Genomic DNA, 18,297 nt, shown 5'->3' with positions numbered 1-18,297 from the left:
TCATGACCCAGGAACCCATCCTCACCGCGCGCGGACTTACCAAGCGCTATGGCCGTGTCACCGCCCTCGACAACGCCGATTTCGACCTCTATCCGGGCGAAATCCTGGCGGTGATCGGCGACAACGGCGCCGGCAAGTCATCGCTCATCAAGGCGATTTCAGGCGCGGCCGCGCCTGACGAAGGTGAAATCCGGCTTGAAGGCAAGCCCGTTGCCTTCAAGTCGCCGATGGAGGCTCGGGAAGCCGGCATCGAGACCGTCTACCAGAACCTCGCTCTGTCGCCGGCGCTGTCGATCGCCGACAACATGTTCCTCGGCCGCGAGATCCGCAAACCCGGCCCGCTCGGCAGCTGGTTTCGCATGCTCGACCGTCCGGCGATGGAAAAGCGCGCCCGTGACAAGCTCACCGAACTTGGCCTGATGACCATCCAGAACATCAGCCAGGCGGTGGAAACGCTGTCTGGCGGCCAGCGCCAGGGCGTCGCGGTGGCGCGTGCCGCCGCCTTTGGCTCCAAAGTCGTGATCATGGACGAGCCGACCGCCGCACTCGGCGTCAAGGAAAGCCGCCGCGTGTTGGAGCTGATCCTCGACGTCAAGAAACGCGGCCTGCCGATCGTGCTCATCTCGCACAACATGCCGCATGTGTTCGAGGTCGCGGACCGCATCCACATCCACCGGCTTGGACGTCGCCTTTGCGTCGTCGATCCGAAGCAGATTTCCATGTCGGACGCGGTCGCCCTGATGACCGGCGCGAAGAAGCCGCCGGAGGAAGCGCTGGCCGCCTGATCCGCCTCGACGGTAAATTGCCGCAGGGGAGCCGGGTGGCTTGTCGATCTAAATCGATTGAATATATGCTGCAATGCAGTAGGATGGGCTGGGAGGAACGGTGAAAGCCGGTATGATCATGGCAACCGCACGAGAGGCGACATGACAAGCGCGATGACATCCGAAGCTCCCACCCTAGAAATCCCCGATCCCAAGACGCTCGCCGACGAGGTCTTGCTGGCCCTGAAATACAGGGTCGGCAAGGGCACCAACGTCGCCACCCAGTACGACTGGCTGACAGCCTCGATCAAGGTCGTGCGCGACCGCGTCGTCGATCAATGGATGCAGGCCACCCAGGAGGCCTACGCCCAGCAGGAAAAGCGCGTTTACTACCTGTCGCTTGAATTCCTGATCGGCCGCCTGATGCGCGATGCCTTCTCCAATCTCGGCCTGATGGAGAACATGCGCGAGGCGCTGCGCACGCTTGGCGTCGATCTCGACCTCATCGCCGGGCTGGAGCCCGATGCCGCGCTCGGCAATGGCGGCCTCGGCCGGCTTGCCGCTTGCTTCATGGAGAGCATGGCCACCGTCGGCATTCCGGCGCACGGCTACGGCATCCGTTACGCCAACGGCATGTTCCGGCAGGAGGTCCATGACGGCTGGCAGGTGGAGTTGCCGGAAACCTGGCTCGACCACGGCAACCCCTGGGAGTTCGAGCGGCGCGAGCGCTCCTTCGAGGTCGGCTTCGGCGGCTCGGTGGAATCGATCACCTCCAAGGACGGAAGGCTGGAGCGGCACGTCTGGAAGCCGACCGAGCATGTCCTGGCCGTCGCCTACGATACGCCGGTGGCCGGCTGGCGGGCAAACCGCGTCAACACGCTGCGACTGTGGTCCGGCATGCCGATCGACCCGATCCTGCTCGACAAGTTCAACGCCGGCGACCACATCGGCGCGCTCGCCGAAAGCAACAAGGCCGATGCCTTGTCGCGCGTGCTCTATCCCGCCGATTCCCACATGGCCGGGCAGGAGCTCAGGCTGCGCCAGGAGTATTTCTTCTCCACCGCCTCGCTGCAGGACATCCTCCAGCGGCATCTCAGCCAATATGGCGACCTGCAGTCGCTGCCGGACAAGGCGGCGATCCATCTCAACGACACCCATCCGGCGATCGCCGTGCCCGAGCTGATGCGGCTCATGATGGACGTCCACGGCATGGATTTCGACCAGGCCTGGGACATCACCAAGCGCACCTTTGGCTACACCAACCACACGCTGCTGCCCGAGGCGCTGGAAAGCTGGCCGGTGCCGCTGTTCGAGCGGCTTTTGCCGCGCCACATGCAGATCGTCTACGCCATCAACGCGGAAGTGCTGCTCGAGGCGCGCGCCACCAACAAGTTCTCTGGCGAGCAGATCAGCCGCATCTCGCTGATCCAGGAGAACGGCGATCGCCGCGTGCGCATGGGCAATCTTGCCTTTGTCGGCTCGCATTCGATCAACGGCGTGTCGGCGCTGCACACCGAGCTGATGAAGGAGACGGTGTTCGCCGATCTCCATAAGCTCTATCCCGGCCGCATCAACAACAAGACCAACGGCATCACGCCGCGGCGCTGGCTGATCCAGTGCAATCCCGGCCTCACCGCGCTAGCCCGCGAGGCGATCGGCGACCGCTTCCTGGACGATATCGATGCCATCAAGGGGCTCGATCCGCTTGCCGGCGACGCCACCTTCCGCGAGAAGTTCGCGGCGGTGAAACGGTCGAACAAGGCCAGGCTCGCCAATCTGGTCGCCGACCGGCTCGGCATCAAGCTCGACCCCTCGGCGCTGTTCGACATCCAGGTCAAGCGCATCCACGAATACAAGCGCCAGCTGCTCAACATCCTGGAAGCCGTCGCGCTCTACGACCAGATCCGCTCGCATCCCGAGCGTGACTGGATGCCGCGCGTGAAGTTCTTCGGCGGCAAGGCCGCGCCCAGCTACCACAACGCCAAGCTGATCATCAAACTCGCCAACGACGTCGCCAGGGTCATCAACCGCGACCCGGCGGTGCGCGGCCTGCTGAAGGTCGTGTTTGTGCCGAACTACAATGTCAGTCTGGCCGAGGTGCTGATGCCGGCCGCCGATCTGTCGGAGCAGATTTCGACCGCCGGCATGGAAGCATCCGGCACCGGTAACATGAAGTTCGCGCTCAACGGCGCGCTGACCATCGGTACGCTGGACGGCGCCAATGTCGAGATCAAGGAGTGCGTCGGCGACGACAACATCTTCATCTTCGGCCTTACGACCGCCGAGGTCGCCGAGCGGCGCAACAATGGCTACAATCCGCGCGCGGTGATCGAATCCTCGCCGGAACTTTCGCAGGCGCTCGCCGCCGTCTCCTCGGGCGTCTTCTCGCCTGACGATCCCGGGCGCTACCGTGCCCTGATCGACGGGCTCTACAGCACCGACTGGTTCATGGTGGCGGCCGACTTCGACACCTACGCCGCCACCCAGCGCGACGTCGACACCGTCTGGCGCAACAGTCCCGACTGGTACGCCCGCGCAATCCGCAACGTTGCCCGCGTCGGCTGGTTCTCTTCCGATCGCACGATCCGCCAATATGCGAAAGAAATCTGGAACGTGCCCGTCTGATATGATTGCATGAGGCCACGAACAACGTGGCCCCTAGTGGAGTGAGTTTGACATCTGCGACCGATCCAGGACCAGGCGGCAATGCAGATGTCAAATTCGGACCTCCGCTGGAATTTGAGTACGAGTGCCCAGGGAGGGCGACCGCCTGATGAGGAAGCCGCGCGCGACCGCTGCGACGAGCGGGCCGGACGGACTGGCGCCAGCCGGCGATGTCGCGGCGATCGTCGCCGGCACGCATGGCGATCCCTTCGCCGTTCTGGGCGTGCATGAGGCCGGCAAGGGTTTTGTCGCCCGCTGCTTCGTGCCGAACGCCGAGTTCGTCACCGCCTACACGCTGACCGGCAAGAAAGCCGGCGAGCTGTCGCGCAGCAATGATGCCGGGTTCTTCGAGGGCAAGCTCACGCTCAGGAAGCGCCAGCCGCTGCGCTATCATGCCAGGAACGCCGGGGGCGACTGGTGGCTGACCGATCCCTATTCCTTCGGCCCGGTGCTCGGTCCGCTGGACGACTACTATATCGCCGAGGGCTCGCATCTCAGGCTCTTCGACAAGCTTGGCGCCCATGTCATCGACCATGAGGGCGCCACCGGCGTGCATTTCGCCGTCTGGGCGCCCAATGCGAAGCGCGTCTCTGTGGTCGGCGCTTTCAACGAATGGGATGGCCGCCGCCACACCATGCGCGACCGCCGCGACACCGGCATCTGGGAGCTGTTCATCCCCGATATCGGCGCCGGCCGGCCTTACAAATTCGAGATCATCGCCCCCGACGGCGTGCGGCTACCACTCAAGGCCGATCCGTTCGCCTTCGAGTCGGAGCTGCGCCCGGCCACCGCATCGGTGACGGCGCCGCCGATAGCGCATGAGTGGGGCGACGACGCGCACCGCGCGTTCTGGCGCAATGCCGATCCGAGGCGCGAGGCGATCTCGATCTACGAGGTCCATGCCGGCTCCTGGCAGCTTCGCGATGACGGCACCTTCCTGAGCTGGGACGAACTCGCCGCACGGCTGATCCCTTATGTCGCCGAAATCGGCTTCACCCATATCGAGTTCCTGCCGATCTCGGAGCACCCCTACGACCCGTCCTGGGGCTACCAGACCACCGGCCTCTATGCGCCGTCGGCCCGCTTCGGCGATCCCGACGGCTTTGCCCGTTTCGTCGACGGCGCGCATCGCGCCGGCGTCGGCGTCATCCTCGACTGGGTGCCGGCGCATTTCCCGGTCGACGAGCACGGCCTGGTGAAATTCGACGGCACCGCGCTCTACGAGCATGCCGATCCGCGCCAGGGTTTTCATCCGGACTGGAACACCGCGATCTACAATTTCGGCCGCCGCGAGGTGGTGTCGTTCCTGGTCAACAATGCGCTGTTCTGGGCCGAGAAATACCATGTCGATGGCCTGCGCGTCGACGCGGTGGCCTCGATGCTCTACCTCGATTATTCGCGCAAGGCCGGCGAATGGATCCCCAACGAGAAGGGCGGGCGCGAGAACCTCGAGGCGGTCGCCTTCCTGCAGAAGATGAACAAGGAGGTCTACGGCCACCATCCCGGCGTGGTGACCATTGCCGAGGAATCGACCTCATGGCCGAAAGTGTCGCGACCGGTGCATGAGGGCGGGCTGGGCTTCGGCTTCAAGTGGAACATGGGCTTCATGCACGACACGCTGGAGTATTTCTCCAAGGAGCCGATCTATCGCAAGCACCACCACAACGACATCACCTTCGGCCTGGTCTACGCCTTCTCCGAGAATTTCGTGCTGCCGCTGTCCCATGACGAGGTCGTGCACGGCAAGGGCACGCTGCTGGGCAAGATGGCAGGCGACGACTGGCAGAAATTCGCGACCTTGCGCGCCTATTACGCCTTCATGTGGGGCTATCCCGGCAAGAAGCTCTTGTTCATGGGCCAGGAATTCGCTCAGCGCCGCGAGTGGAGCGAGGCGCGCGCGCTCGACTGGGACTTGCTCGATTACGCTCCGCATCGTGGCGTCTGGCAGGTGGTGCGCGATCTCAACTACCTCTATCGCTCGCGTCCGGCGCTGCATGGGCGCGACTGCGAGCCGGAGGGTTTCTCCTGGCTGATCGTCGACGACAGCGAGAATTCGGTGTTCGCCTGGCTGCGCAGCGCGCCCGATGGCAATCCGATCGCCGTCATCTCCAACTTCACGCCGGTGCCGCGGGACAATTACCGCGTGCCGCTGCCGAAGGCCGGCAAGTGGCGCGAGATCATCAACACCGACGCTGCCGACTATGGTGGCTCGGGCAAGGGTAACGGTGGCCTTGTCGAGGCGCGGGAGGAAGGTGGAGGCGTCTCGGCGACGATGCTTTTGCCGCCGCTGTCGACGATCATGCTCGAACTTGTCGCGGACTGAGCCATGGTCCGCACCAGACATTTGGGAGGGTAAAATATGGCAGACACGAGAAGAACCCAGCCTCTGGCGCGCGATGCCATGGCCTATGTGCTTGCCGGCGGACGCGGCAGTCGACTCAAGGAATTGACCGACCGGCGCGCCAAGCCCGCGGTCTATTTCGGCGGCAAGACGCGCATCATCGATTTCGCGCTGTCCAATGCGCTGAACTCTGGCATTCGCCGCCTCGGCGTCGCCACCCAGTACAAGGCGCATTCGCTGATTCGGCACCTGCAGCGCGGCTGGAACTTCCTGCGGCCCGAGCGAAACGAGAGCTTCGACATCCTGCCGGCCAGCCAGCGCGTCTCGGAAACGCAGTGGTATGAAGGCACGGCCGACGCCGTCTACCAGAACATCGACATCATCGAGGCCTATGGCCCGGAATACATGGTCATCCTCGCCGGCGATCACATCTACAAGATGGATTACGAGCTGATGCTGCGCCAGCATGTCGACGCCAATGCCGACGTCACCGTCGGCTGCCTCGAAGTACCGCGCATGGAAGCGACCGGCTTCGGCGTCATGCATGTCGATGCCAAGGACACCATCATCTCCTTCATCGAAAAGCCCGCCGACCCGCCCGGCATCCCCGACAAGCCGGACTTCGCGCTGGCCTCGATGGGCATCTATGTGTTCAAGACCAAGTTCCTGATGGAGCAGCTGCGCCGCGACGCCGCCGAGCCCGGCTCAAGCCGCGACTTCGGCAAGGACATCATCCCCCATATCGTCCAGCACGGTAAGGCGATCGCCCACCGCTTCGCCAAATCCTGCGTGCGCTCGACGGCCGAGAACGAGGCCTATTGGCGCGACGTCGGCACCGTCGACGCCTATTGGGAAGCCAATATCGACCTGACCGACATCACCCCCGAACTCGACCTCTACGACCGCGACTGGCCGATCTGGACCTATGCCGAATTGAAGCCGCCGGCCAAGTTCGTGCATGACGAGGATGGTCGGCGCGGCTCTGCCGTCTCCTCGCTGGTCTCGGGCGACTGCATCGTCTCCGGCGCTTCGCTGAAGCGAAGCCTGATCTTCACCGGTGCGCGCATCAATTCCTATTCGACGCTGGAAGAAGTCGTCATGCTGCCGGACGTGCATGTCGGCCGCAACGCGCGTCTCAAGCGTGTCGTCATCGACCATGGCGTGCGCATACCGGAAGGGCTGGTTGTCGGCGAGGATCCCGTCCTCGACGCCAAGCGCTTCCGCGTCTCGGAGAAGGGCATCTGCCTCGTCACGCAGGACATGATCGACAAGCTGAAGCTATAGGCAGGATTGGATCGGTTAAGCGCATGCAGGTTCTGTCGGTCACGCCCGAGATCTTCCCGCTGATCAAGACCGGTGGGCTCGCCGACGTGACCGGCGCCTTGCCGATCGCGCTGGCTGGCAAGGGCGTCGCCATGCGCACGCTCATCCCCGGCTATCCCCAGGTGATGGCGGCCTTCAAGAAAAAGAAGGCCGTCTACCAGTATCCGCTGCTGCAGGGCGGCAAGGCCTCCGTCCATGCCGTCCAGATCGCCGGGCTCGACCTCTTCGTGCTCGACGCGCCGCATCTGTTCGATCGCCCGGGCGGCCCCTACGGCAATGCCACTGGCGCCGACTGGCCGGACAATTGGCGGCGCTTCGCGGCGCTCAGCCAGGTCGGCGGCGACATCGCCGGCGGCGCCATCTCCGGCTACCAGCCCGACATCGTGCACGCCCATGACTGGCAGTCGGCGATGGCGCTCGCCTATATGCGCTACGGCAAGGCGGTCGGCGTGCCGTCGCTGATCACCGTGCACAACCTCGCCTTCCAGGGCCAGTTCGGCGCCGGCATCTTCGGCGAGCTCGGCCTGCCGGCGGTGGCGATGGCGCTCGACGGCGTCGAATATTACGGCGGCGTCGGCTTCCTCAAGGCCGGCCTGCAGGCTGCCTGGGCGATCACCACGGTGAGCCCGACCTATGCGCAGGAGATACGCTCGCCGGAATTCGGCATGGGTCTCGACGGCCTGATCAACATGCGCGCCATCGATCTCCATGGCATCGTCAACGGCATCGATGTCGACATCTGGAATCCCGAGACTGACAAGCTCCTGGCGTCCCGCTATTCGGCCGCGACGCTCGATGCGCGGCAGCCGAACCGGCTTGCGGTCGAGGAACGCTTCAGCCTCGAGCACGACGACAGCCCGATCGTCTGCGTCGTCAGCCGCCTGACCTGGCAGAAGGGCATGGACATACTGGCGGCCGTCGTCGACGGCATCGTCGCGGCCGGCGCGCGCCTCGCCATCCTGGGCTCCGGCGATGCCGGCCTCGAAGGCGCACTGCTTGCCGCCGCCGCCCGCCATCGCGGCCGCATCGGCGTCGTCGTCGGCTATGACGAGGCGCTCTCCCACATCATGCAGGGCGGCTGCGACGCAATCGTCATCCCATCGCGCTTCGAGCCCTGCGGACTGACCCAGCTCTATGGCCTGCGCTATGGCTGCGTGCCGGTCGTCGCCCGCACCGGCGGCCTTGCCGACACCATCATCGATGCCAACGAGGCGGCGATGTCGGCCGGTGTGGCGACCGGCTTCCAGTTCGCGCCGAACAATGGCGGCGCGCTCGTCCATGCCATACACCGATTGGTCAGCGCGCATGCCAACCCCACCGCGTGGGCGTCGATCCAGCGCCAGGGCATGAAGGCCGATGTCTCCTGGGACAAGAGCGCCGAGAAATATGTAGAACTCTATCGCCTGCTGCTTTCGAAAAGGGTTGCCTGAAGCATGATACGGACCGTCCCCACCAAACCCTATCTTGACCAGAAGCCCGGCACCTCAGGCCTGCGCAAGAAGGTGCCGGTGTTCCAGCAGGAGCACTATGCCGAGAACTTCATCCAGTCGATCTTCGACGCGCTTGAAGGTTTTGAAGGAAAGACGCTGGTGATCGGCGGCGATGGCCGCTTCTACAACCGCGAGGTCATCCAGACGGCCATCGCCATGGCCGCCGCCAACGGCTTCGGCAAGGTCATGGTCGGGCAGGGCGGCATCCTGTCGACGCCGGCCGCCTCCAACGTCATCCGCAAATACAAGACCTTCGGCGGCATCATCCTGTCGGCCAGCCACAATCCGGGCGGCCCGCACGAGGATTTCGGCATCAAGTACAACGCCGGCAATGGCGGCCCGGCGCCGGAGAAGATCACCGACGCCATCTTCGAGAAGACCAAGACGATTTCGAGCTTCAAGATCGCCGACATCGGCGCGATCGACATCGACACGATCGGCACCGTCAAGGCCAGCGGCATGGCGGTCGAGGTGATCGACCCGGTCACCGACTATGCCGAGCTGATGGAAAGCCTGTTCGACTTCGACGCCATCCGCGCCAATTTCAAATATGGCTTCCGCATGCGCTTCGACGCCATGCATGCGGTGACTGGCCCCTATGCCAAGGAAATTCTCGAGCGCCGGCTCGGTGCGCCCAGCGGCACCTGCCGCAATTTCAAGCCGCTGCCGGACTTCGGCGGCCATCATCCCGATCCGAACCTGGTGCATGCCAAGCATCTCTACGACGAGATGATGGGGCCGGACGCGCCGGACTTCGGCGCCGCCTCCGACGGCGACGGCGACCGCAATCTGATCATCGGCAAGGGCATTTTCGTCACACCGTCGGACTCGGTGGCGATGCTCGCCGCCAACGCGCATCTGGCGCCGGGCTACAAGGACGGCCTGAAGGGTATCGCCCGCTCGATGCCGACCAGCGGCGCGGCCGACCGCGTCGCCGAAAAGCTCGGCATCGGCATCTACGAGACGCCGACCGGCTGGAAGTTCTTCGGCAATCTGCTCGATGCCGGCATGGCGACGATCTGCGGCGAGGAAAGTGCCGGCACCGGCTCCAACCATGTGCGTGAGAAGGATGGTCTGTGGGCGGTGCTGTTGTGGCTCAACATCCTCGCCGTGCGCGGCGAGAGCGCCAAGCAGATCGTCACCGAGCACTGGGCGACTTACGGCCGCAACTACTATTCCCGCCACGACTATGAGGAAGTCGAGACCGAGCGCGCCAATAGACTGGTCGACGAGCTGCGCGCCAAGCTCGCTTCGCTGCCCGGCACCAGCGTGCGCGGCCTGAAGATCGCCAACGCCGATGACTTCGCCTACCTCGATCCGGTCGACGGCTCGGTGAGCAAGAACCAGGGCATCAGGATCCTGTTCGAAGGCGGCTCGCGCGTCGTCTTCCGCCTTTCCGGCACCGGCACGTCAGGTGCGACGCTACGCGTCTACATCGAGCGCTACGAGCCGGACAAGGCAAGGCACGATCTCGACACGCAGGAGGCGCTGGCCGACCTCATCGCCGCCGCCGATGACATCGCCGGGATCAAGAGCCACACCGGCCGCGACAAGCCGAGCGTGATTACTTGAGGCTGGCGGTGAGCGCAGTTCTCCCTTCTCCCCTTGTGGGAGAAGGTGGCCGAGCGAAGCTCGGTCGGATGAGGGGTGCTCCAGCTTGGCGCGAACCCACGTCCAGATCATGGACGCCTCACTCCGTCACCCACCCCTCATCCGTCTCGGCGCTGCGCGCCGATCCACCTTCTCCCACAAGGGGAGAAGGGGAGGCGCGCGCATGACCCAACTCGGCGCAACCATAACCCCCGATGGCATCCGCTTCGCCGCCTGGTCGTCGTCGGCGCGGCGCCTCTGGGTCTCGATCTTCGACGCCACAGGCTCCCGCGAGATCGACCGGCTCGAACTCCTGCCTGAAGGCGAGGGGGTGCATGCGCTGTTCGTTGCCGGCCTTGCCGCCGGCACGCGCTACGGCTTTCGCGCCGATGGCGATTACGCACCCGAGCGCGGTCTCTGGTTCGACCCGGACAAGCTGCTTGCCGATCCCTATGCCATCGAGATCGACAGGCCGTACCAGTACCACTGGCGACTAGCCGCCAAACGCAACGAAGGCACCGATACAGCCCCGCTGATGCTGAAGACAGTGGCGCGCGCCTTGCCGCCGCCGCTGCCAGCCCAACCACCGGTGTTCCAGCCCGGCGGCCTGATCTATGAGCTCAACGTCCGCTCCTTCACCAGGCTGCATCCAAACGTTCCCGAAGCGCAGCGCGGCACGATTGTGGCACTTGCCCATCCGGCCGTCATCGAGCACCTGCAAAAGCTCGGCGTCTCCGCCGTCGAACTGATGCCGATAACGGCGTCGATCGACGAGCGGCATCTGCCGCCGCTCGGGCTCCACAATGCCTGGGGCTACAATCCCGTCACCTTCATGGCGCTGGACCCGCGCCTGGCGCCGGGCGGCCTGACCGAATTGCGCGACACGGTCGCCGCCTTGCGCAAGGCCGGCATCGGCACCATCCTCGACCTCGTCTTCAACCACACCGGCGAGAGCGACCGCTTCGGCCCGACACTGTCGCTGCGCGGCCTCGACAGCCAAGCCTACTACCGGCACGAACCGGACGGCAGGCTGGTGAACGACACCGGGACCGGTAACACGATCGCTTGCGATCATCCGGTCGTCCGGGAAATGGTGCTCGACACTCTCCGCCACTTTGTCCGCCATGCCGGCGTCGACGGTTTCCGCTTCGACCTCGCTACGGTTCTCGGCCGGGCGGACGGCGCGTTCGACCCCGCGGCGCCGTTGCTTCAGGCCATCGCCGGCGATCCGGTGCTGGCCGACCGGGTGCTGATCGCCGAACCCTGGGATATCGGACCGGACGGCTACCAGCTCGGCAATTTTACCCCGCCCTTCCTCGAATGGAACGACCGCTACCGCGACGATGTCAGGCGCTTCTGGCGCGGCGATGCCGGCATGGTCGGCGCGCTGGCCACCCGGCTTGCCGGCTCGTCCGATGTCTTCGCCAAGGCCGGGCAGGGGACGAGCCGTACGGTCAATTTCATCGCCGCGCATGACGGCATGACACTGGCAGATCTCGTCGCCTATGAGGAAAAGCACAACGAGGCCAATGGCGAGCAGAACCGCGACGGCCATAGCGACAACCTGTCCTGGAACAATGGCGTCGAAGGCGAGACTTTGGATGCCGCTATCGCCGAGGCGCGGTTCGGTGATCAGCGCGCGCTGCTCGCCACGCTGTTCGCCTCGCGCGGCACCATCATGCTGACGGCGGGCGACGAATTCGGCCGCACGCAGAAGGGCAACAACAACGCCTATGCGCAGGACAACGCCACAACCTGGCTCGACTGGGCCGGCCGCGACCGGTCGCTGGAACGGTACGCCTCGTCGCTCTCGGCACTGCGCCGTGCCTTCCCTGCACTATCGGACACTCGGTTCCTGATCGGGATGCCGGCAGGTGGTCGGGACATCCCGGACGTCGACTGGTTGACCGAATCCGGCGCGACACTCGGTGAGACGGACTGGAACGATGCGCGGCGGCACCGCCTCACCATGGTGCTTGGCGGCGCCGGCGATGACCGCCTCGCGGTCATCGTCAATGGCGACCGTCGCCAATGCGTCTTCACCCTGCCGGAACGTGCGGGCTTCCGCTGGCATCCCGCCATCGAGGCAGCGGATGGCGGCGTCGACCTGTCGCGACCGGTGCCGGGACGGACGGTGGTATTCATGATCGAGCGCAAGGCCGGCGGCAGGGCGCGCATCCGGAAGGAGAAATAATGGCTGACGACACTGCGGGGCGCGGGGCCGAATGGTGGCGCGGCTGCGTCATCTACCAGATCTATCCGCGCTCCTTCCAGGACACGACCGGCGACGGCAGCGGCGATATCAAAGGCATCACCGCCAGGCTCGCCCATGTCGCCTCGCTCGGCGTCGACGCCATCTGGCTGTCGCCCTTCTTCAAATCGCCGATGGCCGACATGGGCTACGACGTCTCGGATTATCGCGACGTCGATCCGATGTTCGGCACGCTGGAGGACTTCGACGCGCTGGTCGCCGAGGCGCACCGGCTCGACCTGAAGGTCGTCATCGACCAGGTGATCTCCCACTCGTCCGACAAGCACGAATGGTTCGTCGAGAGCCGCGCCGGCCGCGACAACCCGAAGGCCGACTGGTACGTCTGGGCAGATGCCAGGCCGGACGGCAACGCGCCTAACAATTGGCTCTCGCTGTTTGGCGGGCCGGCCTGGGAATGGGACGCCACCCGCCGGCAGTACTACATGCACAATTTTCTCGCCGCCCAGCCGGACCTCAACTTCCACAATGCGGAGGTTCAGGACGCGGTGTTGGACACGGTGCGCTTCTGGCTCGAGCGCGGCGTCGACGGCTTCCGCCTGGATACGGTCAACTACTATTTCCATGACCGCTGGCTGCGCGACAACCCGCCTCTGGCTGAAAGTGTCGCCGGCACCAACGGCGCCACCACCACTTATGCCTTCCAGGAGCACCTGTTCGACAAGACGCGGCCGGAGAACCTCGACTTCCTCCGCCGCTTCCGCGCGCTGCTCGACGAATACCAGGACCGCGCCGCGGTCGGCGAGGTCGGCGACGAGGACCGCTCGCTGCGAACGCTCGCCGCCTACACCTCCGGCGGCGACAGGCTGCAGATGTGCTACACATTCGACCTGCTCGGGCCGCAATTCTCGGCGGCGCACATACGCGGCTGCGTCGAGGCATTCGAAAGCACCGTCGCCGACGGCTGGGTCTGCTGGGCGTTCTCCAACCACGATGTGGTACGCCACGTCAGCCGCTGGACGCGGCCGGGCGGCGACCCGGACGCGGTGGCGAAATTCTCGATCGCGCTGTTGTCGTGCCTGCGCGGCTCGATCTGCCTCTACCAGGGCGAGGAACTCGGCCTGGAGGAAGCTGAACTCACCTTCGAGGATCTGCGCGATCCGCTCGGCATCCGCTTCTGGCCGGGCGTCAAGGGCAGGGACGGCTGTCGCACGCCGATGGCCTGGGAAGCGGGCGCCGGCAATGGCGGCTTCACGACGGGCAAGCCCTGGCTGCCAGTGCCGGCAAGCCACCGCGCCCGAGCCGTGGACGTCCAGAACGGCGAGGAAGGATCGGTGCTTGCCGCCTACCGGTCAATGCTCGCCTTGCGCAAGCGGCACCCCGGGCTGGTCAAAGGGTCGATCCGCTTTCTGGACACCGAAGGCGATGTCCTTGCCTTCATCCGCGAGGCTGACGGCGAAAGGCTGGTCTGCGCCTTCAACTTCGCCGACGAGCTGGCTGTTTTGCCCTTGCCGCCGGATCTGGGGCCAATTGAAGCAATCGACGTCGGTGCCAGCGCGGCGATTCAGGAGGATGGGCTGTCCTTGCCGCCGCTGGGTTTTCTGATCGGACGCGCAGGCTGATCGTTACTGCACCAGCACGGAACGTCCGCAGGTGCCGCCGGTGACCCGGATATCGGCCTCGCCGACATGCACACCGAGCGCGCCAAGCACGTTGTAGACGAGGCTGTCGACAGGTGCGGTCACGCCGTTGAGCGCCGTCACCACCGCCGGTTTCACCGTGCCGAGCAGGGCGGTGACGTCGAGGCCGAGGCCGAGCGCCTTGACCGACAGCGACAGGTTGTTGACCAGCGATGTGGTCAGCGACTGCGTCAGGTTCTTCGTTGACACCGTCTTGATCGTCTTGGCGGCGATCTCGGTGGCGTTGAAGGTCAGGTTCGTCGGCGCCATGTTGGTGATCGAGAATGCCGAGGACCCATTGATCTGCAGCAGGCTGAGGTTGACCAGCAAAAGCTTGACGCTGACATCGGCGATCTCGGCGTCGCTGAACGATTGCGGCTTGGTGAAGTCGGCAAAGCCGCTGGCACTGCTGTTGGCGAGATGCGCGGCGACGACGCCGGGCTGTGCCGCGATCGTGACCTTCAGGCTGTCGGGACGCCCGGTCGGGCAGCTCACGTCGGTGAGCTTCGCCTCGGCATACGCCACTTCGACATTGAGCGGCAGGTTGACGGCGAGCAGCTTGATGCCGCCACCCAAATTCTGGCCGGCGTTGCCGCTGCCATTGCCATTGCCAAAGCCGTTGCCGTTGTTCCCGTTGCCGAGGCCGACGCTGGCATTGAGCTTGATGCGGGTCTGCGCGGTGCGCACCACGGTGCCGGCCTCGCCGATCCTCAGCCACGGCGAGGATTGCGGCGGCTCACCGATGGCGATGCTGAGCGTGGTGGACGTCAAGCCCGGTATGGTGGCGCCGAGATTGACCTGGACCTGGTTGGTGCCGTTGGCAAGTGCCGCCGCCGCCGTCACCATGCTCATGGCGCTCGCCGCGACGGTCAGCCCTGCCGGTTTCTGTCCGACGCCGAGGCTGCCGACCGAGCCGAGATCGATCAGCTGGCTGAGCGGGATCTTGACTGTGTTGGTGGCACCAGTGGCCATTGTCTGCAGTGCCAGCTTGGAGGTGCGGTCGAGCCCTGGAACGTTGGCCATGGCGGTGGCGATCTGGCCGACGGTGGCCTTCGAGGCCAGCACGTCCGAATAGCTCACGCCCGTCAGCCGCAGTTGCGTCGCCAGCGCGTCGGTGAAGGAAAGCACGTCGATATCGGCCGATACCAGGGCGTTGTAATCCATCACGCTGAGCGAGATGTTGGTGCCGAGCAGCGCGCCGAGCAGCGCGTTGAGGACGCCGCCATTGAGGCTGGCGAGCCTCGATCCGACCGAAAACGCGGCCTCGGCCTGGGCGCTGGCGGTGGCCGTCGTGCCGATCACCGGCGGCTTCATCATCATCGCGCCGAAATAGAGCGTGCCTTTCTTCTTCAGCGACACTTGGACGGCGTTGTAAGGCAGCTTGCCCGCCTCGAAGCGGCTGCCGGTCGCAATCGAGCTGACGCCGGAATAGCGGCCGGGCACGACCTCGACGACCGCCTTGCTCTCCGTCGGCTCGATGGCCGTCCCCTGCTTCTGGACGGCGACCGAGTTGAACCCGTTGTCCTTCAGCGTCGTCAGCACAGCCTTCTCGGCATTGTTGATGTTGGCCGCCGCGGTGATCGCCGCGAGATCGACGATCGACTGCGCAGCGCGCCGTTCGTTGAACAGCGCGCCTTCATCGACCGCGAAGGCAGTCAGCGCCAGCGCGACCGGCGCGCTCAGCGCTGCCATGACGGCGAAATTGGCGCGACGATCAGCGATCAGCCTGCGGCTTGACCGCAGCATCGCGGCAGCAGCGGTGCGCATCATATGCCCCCGACCCGAATCGTCGATTGGCGCTTGATCGTCATCGATGGCATCGGCAGGTTGTCCAGCAGGTTCCAGATCGGCAGGTCGCGTGCGTCGTAGCTCACCGAAACCACGAACTGGCTGCCGTCGATGGTGCTGTCCTTGGCGTCGACCGTCAGCTTGTGCGGGTCGACGAACGGGTAGCCGGCGACGTCGTGATTGATGAAATCGGTGACCAGGGCCTGCCGCTCGGTCTGGTTCAGCCCGGCTATCGCCGTTCGCGCCGCGTCGGCCGCGATCTGCTGGACGGAATGGCTGGCGCCGAAATAGATCCCATATGCAACCATGCCGAGCAGAAGCAGGATGAAAAGCGGCGCCAGCATCGCGAATTCGACCGCCGTCGTTCCCCCGGCGTCAGCCCGGAAACGAGACCACGAAACACGGTTTTTGGGGTTCTGCTGCATGGGGCGGAGCATGCCAAACCCGCACTACAAAAACCGAAAACGGTTCGAGCAACCGCTAGGTGCAGCAAGTTGAAAGTCGTGTTTTTGCTTAAGTTGCCGCTGTTTTAGCGATTGCGTGCTCACTTAGCGTCAAGCGTGCGCGAAGCAAGACTCGGTTGAAATCGGATATCTGTCTGTCTAGTGTCCTGCCACCAGCCGCCGGAAGGGATCGGTGGCACGCCCAAAAGCGACCAGAATTGGTTCAGGGGCGTCAACACGTAAAAGGTGTGGCTGAGGGGCCGCGCCGACAGGGAGAACTTCATGCTGAAAAATGTGCTGAAGGCGACGGTGTTCGCCACGACCATGGCATTGGCCGCGGGCACCTTCTACACGCCGGCTTTCGCCGAGACCGTTTACAACCGCGGAGCCGCCGCCGAGGCGGAGACGGTCGATCCGCACAAGACGTCGACTGTCTACGAAGCCGATATCATACGCGACCTGTTCCAAGGCCTCGTCATGCATGACCAGAAGACGAACCTCATTCCGGGCGCCGCCGAAAGCTGGACGGTGTCCGACGACGGCACTGTCTATACCTTCAAGCTGCGCAAGGACGGCCTCTGGTCGGATGGCAGCCCGGTGACGGCGGACGACTTCGTCTATTCGTTCCATCGGCTGGAAGATCCGGCCACCGCTGCCGAATACGCCTCGATGCTCTATCCGGTGAAGGGCGCTGAGGACTTCAACACCAAGAAGGGCAAGGCCGAGGACATGGGCGTGAAGGCGGTGGACGCCAACACGCTGGAAGTGACGCTGAAGGCGCCGACGCCTTATTTCCTGGAGATGCTGACCCACCAGGCGACCTATCCGGTCAACAAGGCCTCCATCGACAAGCTCGGCGCCGACTGGATCAAGCCGGGCAAGCTGGTTTCCAACGGCGCCTATACGCTGGCCGAGTGGGTTCCGAACGACCATATGAAGCTGGCCAAGAATCCGAAATTCTGGGACGCCGCGAGCGTCAAACTCGACGTCGTCAACTACATCCCGACCGAGGATCGCTCGTCGGCGATGAAGCGCTTCGAGGCCGGCGAACTCGACAGTTATGGTGACCTGCCGACCGAACAGCTCGCCGATCTCAAGACCAAATTCGGTGACCAGGTCCGTGTCGGGCCATATCTCGGCACCTATTATTATGCGATCAAGACCGACAAGGCGCCGTGGGACAATGTCGAGCTGCGCAACGCCATCTCGATGGCGATCGATCGTGACTTCCTCGCCGAGAAGGTCTGGCAGAACTCGATGCTGCCCGGCTATTCGATGGTGCCTCCGGGCGTCGAGGGCTACACGCCGGCACTGGCCAAATACGCCGATATGCCGCAGATCGACCGCGAGGACGCTGCCAAGAAGATCCTCGAGAAACTCGGTTATACACCCGAGCATCCGTTGAAGATGGAGATCCGCTACAACACCTCGGAGAACCACAAGAACACGGCGGTCGCCATCCAGGAGCAGCTGAAGCCGCTCGGCGTAGAGGTCACGCTGCTCAACACCGACACCAAGACCCACTACTCCTTCCTGGAGCAGAAGGGCGACTACGACGTCGCCCGCGCCGCCTGGATCGCCGACTACAAGGATCCGGAGACCTTCCTCGGCATCTCGCGCAAGGCGAGCGGCAACAACTATTCGGACTACAACAGCCCGGCATACGAAGCGGCTATGGACAAGGCGGCCGCCGCCGGCGGCAAGCCTGAGGAGCGCATGAAGGACCTCGCCGAGGCCGAGCGCATCCTCGTCGACGACGTCGGCCAGATCCCGCTCCTCTATTACAGCTACCACGACATCGTTTCCTCGAAGCTGCATGGCTTCGACGACAATGTGATGGATGTCCATCCGTCCCGCTTCATCTCCAAGGACTGACAAGAAACCTTGGCCGTGCCGCCGCTCCCATTTTGGGCAGCGGCGGCCGCGGTCTGTCGTCGTACCGGGCCGAAAGTCGGGTTGGATTTTCGGGGATGCCGGTGCGAAGATCAGAGATGCCAGCGTTACGG

General features: G+C 64.6%; 11 protein-coding genes. 9 read left to right on the top strand and 2 right to left on the bottom strand.

Annotation, left to right across the window (positions count from 1 at the left end):
- The first annotated feature begins 2 nt into the window (after positions 1-2).
- The 8 genes from JG743_RS24795 to bglA all read left to right on the top strand — a co-directional run bounded on the left by JG743_RS24795 (position 3) and on the right by bglA (position 14,003).
- Positions 3-785, top strand: coding sequence for an ATP-binding cassette domain-containing protein (locus tag JG743_RS24795; RefSeq protein ID WP_202293463.1), 783 nt, complete (start codon positions 3-5; stop codon positions 783-785).
- A gap of 141 nt (positions 786-926) precedes the next feature.
- Positions 927-3,389, top strand: coding sequence for a glycogen/starch/alpha-glucan phosphorylase (locus JG743_RS24790; RefSeq protein WP_202293461.1), 2,463 nt, complete (start codon positions 927-929; stop codon positions 3,387-3,389).
- A 148-nt stretch (positions 3,390-3,537) separates the two neighbouring features.
- The gene (gene glgB, locus JG743_RS24785) at positions 3,538-5,751 is read left to right on the top strand and encodes a 1,4-alpha-glucan branching protein GlgB (RefSeq protein WP_202293459.1); all 2,214 of its coding nucleotides are present in this window, start codon (positions 3,538-3,540) and stop codon (positions 5,749-5,751) included.
- A gap of 36 nt (positions 5,752-5,787) precedes the next feature.
- Positions 5,788-7,053, top strand: coding sequence for a glucose-1-phosphate adenylyltransferase (glgC, locus tag JG743_RS24780; RefSeq protein WP_202293457.1), 1,266 nt, complete (start codon positions 5,788-5,790; stop codon positions 7,051-7,053).
- Positions 7,054-7,076: 23 nt separating this feature from the next.
- A complete protein-coding gene (glgA, locus tag JG743_RS24775) occupies positions 7,077-8,522 on the top strand; it encodes a glycogen synthase GlgA (RefSeq protein ID WP_202293455.1) in 1,446 nt (481 codons plus the stop codon).
- Between the two features lie 3 nt (positions 8,523-8,525).
- Positions 8,526-10,154 carry an alpha-D-glucose phosphate-specific phosphoglucomutase gene (locus tag JG743_RS24770; RefSeq protein ID WP_202293453.1) on the top strand — a complete coding sequence of 543 codons (1,629 nt, stop codon included), beginning with the start codon at positions 8,526-8,528 and terminating at the stop codon, positions 10,152-10,154.
- A 202-nt stretch (positions 10,155-10,356) separates the two neighbouring features.
- Positions 10,357-12,366 carry a glycogen debranching protein GlgX gene (gene glgX / locus JG743_RS24765; protein WP_202293451.1) on the top strand — a complete coding sequence of 670 codons (2,010 nt, stop codon included), beginning with the start codon at positions 10,357-10,359 and terminating at the stop codon, positions 12,364-12,366.
- Positions 12,366-14,003 carry a beta-galactosidase BglA gene (gene bglA / locus JG743_RS24760; protein ID WP_202293449.1) on the top strand — a complete coding sequence of 546 codons (1,638 nt, stop codon included), beginning with the start codon at positions 12,366-12,368 and terminating at the stop codon, positions 14,001-14,003. Before glgX ends, bglA begins: the two co-directional genes overlap by 1 nt.
- A 3-nt stretch (positions 14,004-14,006) precedes the next feature.
- On the opposite strand, the gene JG743_RS24755 is transcribed toward bglA, so the two are convergent.
- Both JG743_RS24755 and JG743_RS24750 read right to left on the bottom strand, forming a co-directional pair.
- Positions 14,007-15,830, bottom strand: coding sequence for a TadG family pilus assembly protein (locus JG743_RS24755; RefSeq protein ID WP_202293447.1), 1,824 nt, complete (start codon positions 15,828-15,830; stop codon positions 14,007-14,009).
- Complete coding sequence (locus JG743_RS24750) at positions 15,827-16,192, bottom strand: TadE/TadG family type IV pilus assembly protein (protein ID WP_244672901.1); 366 nt, start codon at positions 16,190-16,192, stop codon at positions 15,827-15,829. Before JG743_RS24750 ends, JG743_RS24755 begins: the two co-directional genes overlap by 4 nt.
- 381 nt (positions 16,193-16,573) lie before the next feature.
- Here JG743_RS24750 and JG743_RS24745 point away from each other — a divergent pair, with 381 nt between their 5' ends.
- Positions 16,574-18,166: a peptide ABC transporter substrate-binding protein gene (locus JG743_RS24745; RefSeq protein WP_202293445.1), complete on the top strand. Its 1,593-nt coding sequence runs from the start codon at positions 16,574-16,576 to the stop codon at positions 18,164-18,166.
- Positions 18,167-18,297 lie beyond the last annotated feature (131 nt).

This window comes from Mesorhizobium sp. 131-2-1, from assembly GCF_016756535.1.
Classification (GTDB): domain Bacteria; phylum Pseudomonadota; class Alphaproteobacteria; order Rhizobiales; family Rhizobiaceae; genus Mesorhizobium.
The sequence above is the reverse complement of the archived record's forward strand: the minus strand, read 5'-3'. Positions and strand labels throughout refer to the sequence as shown.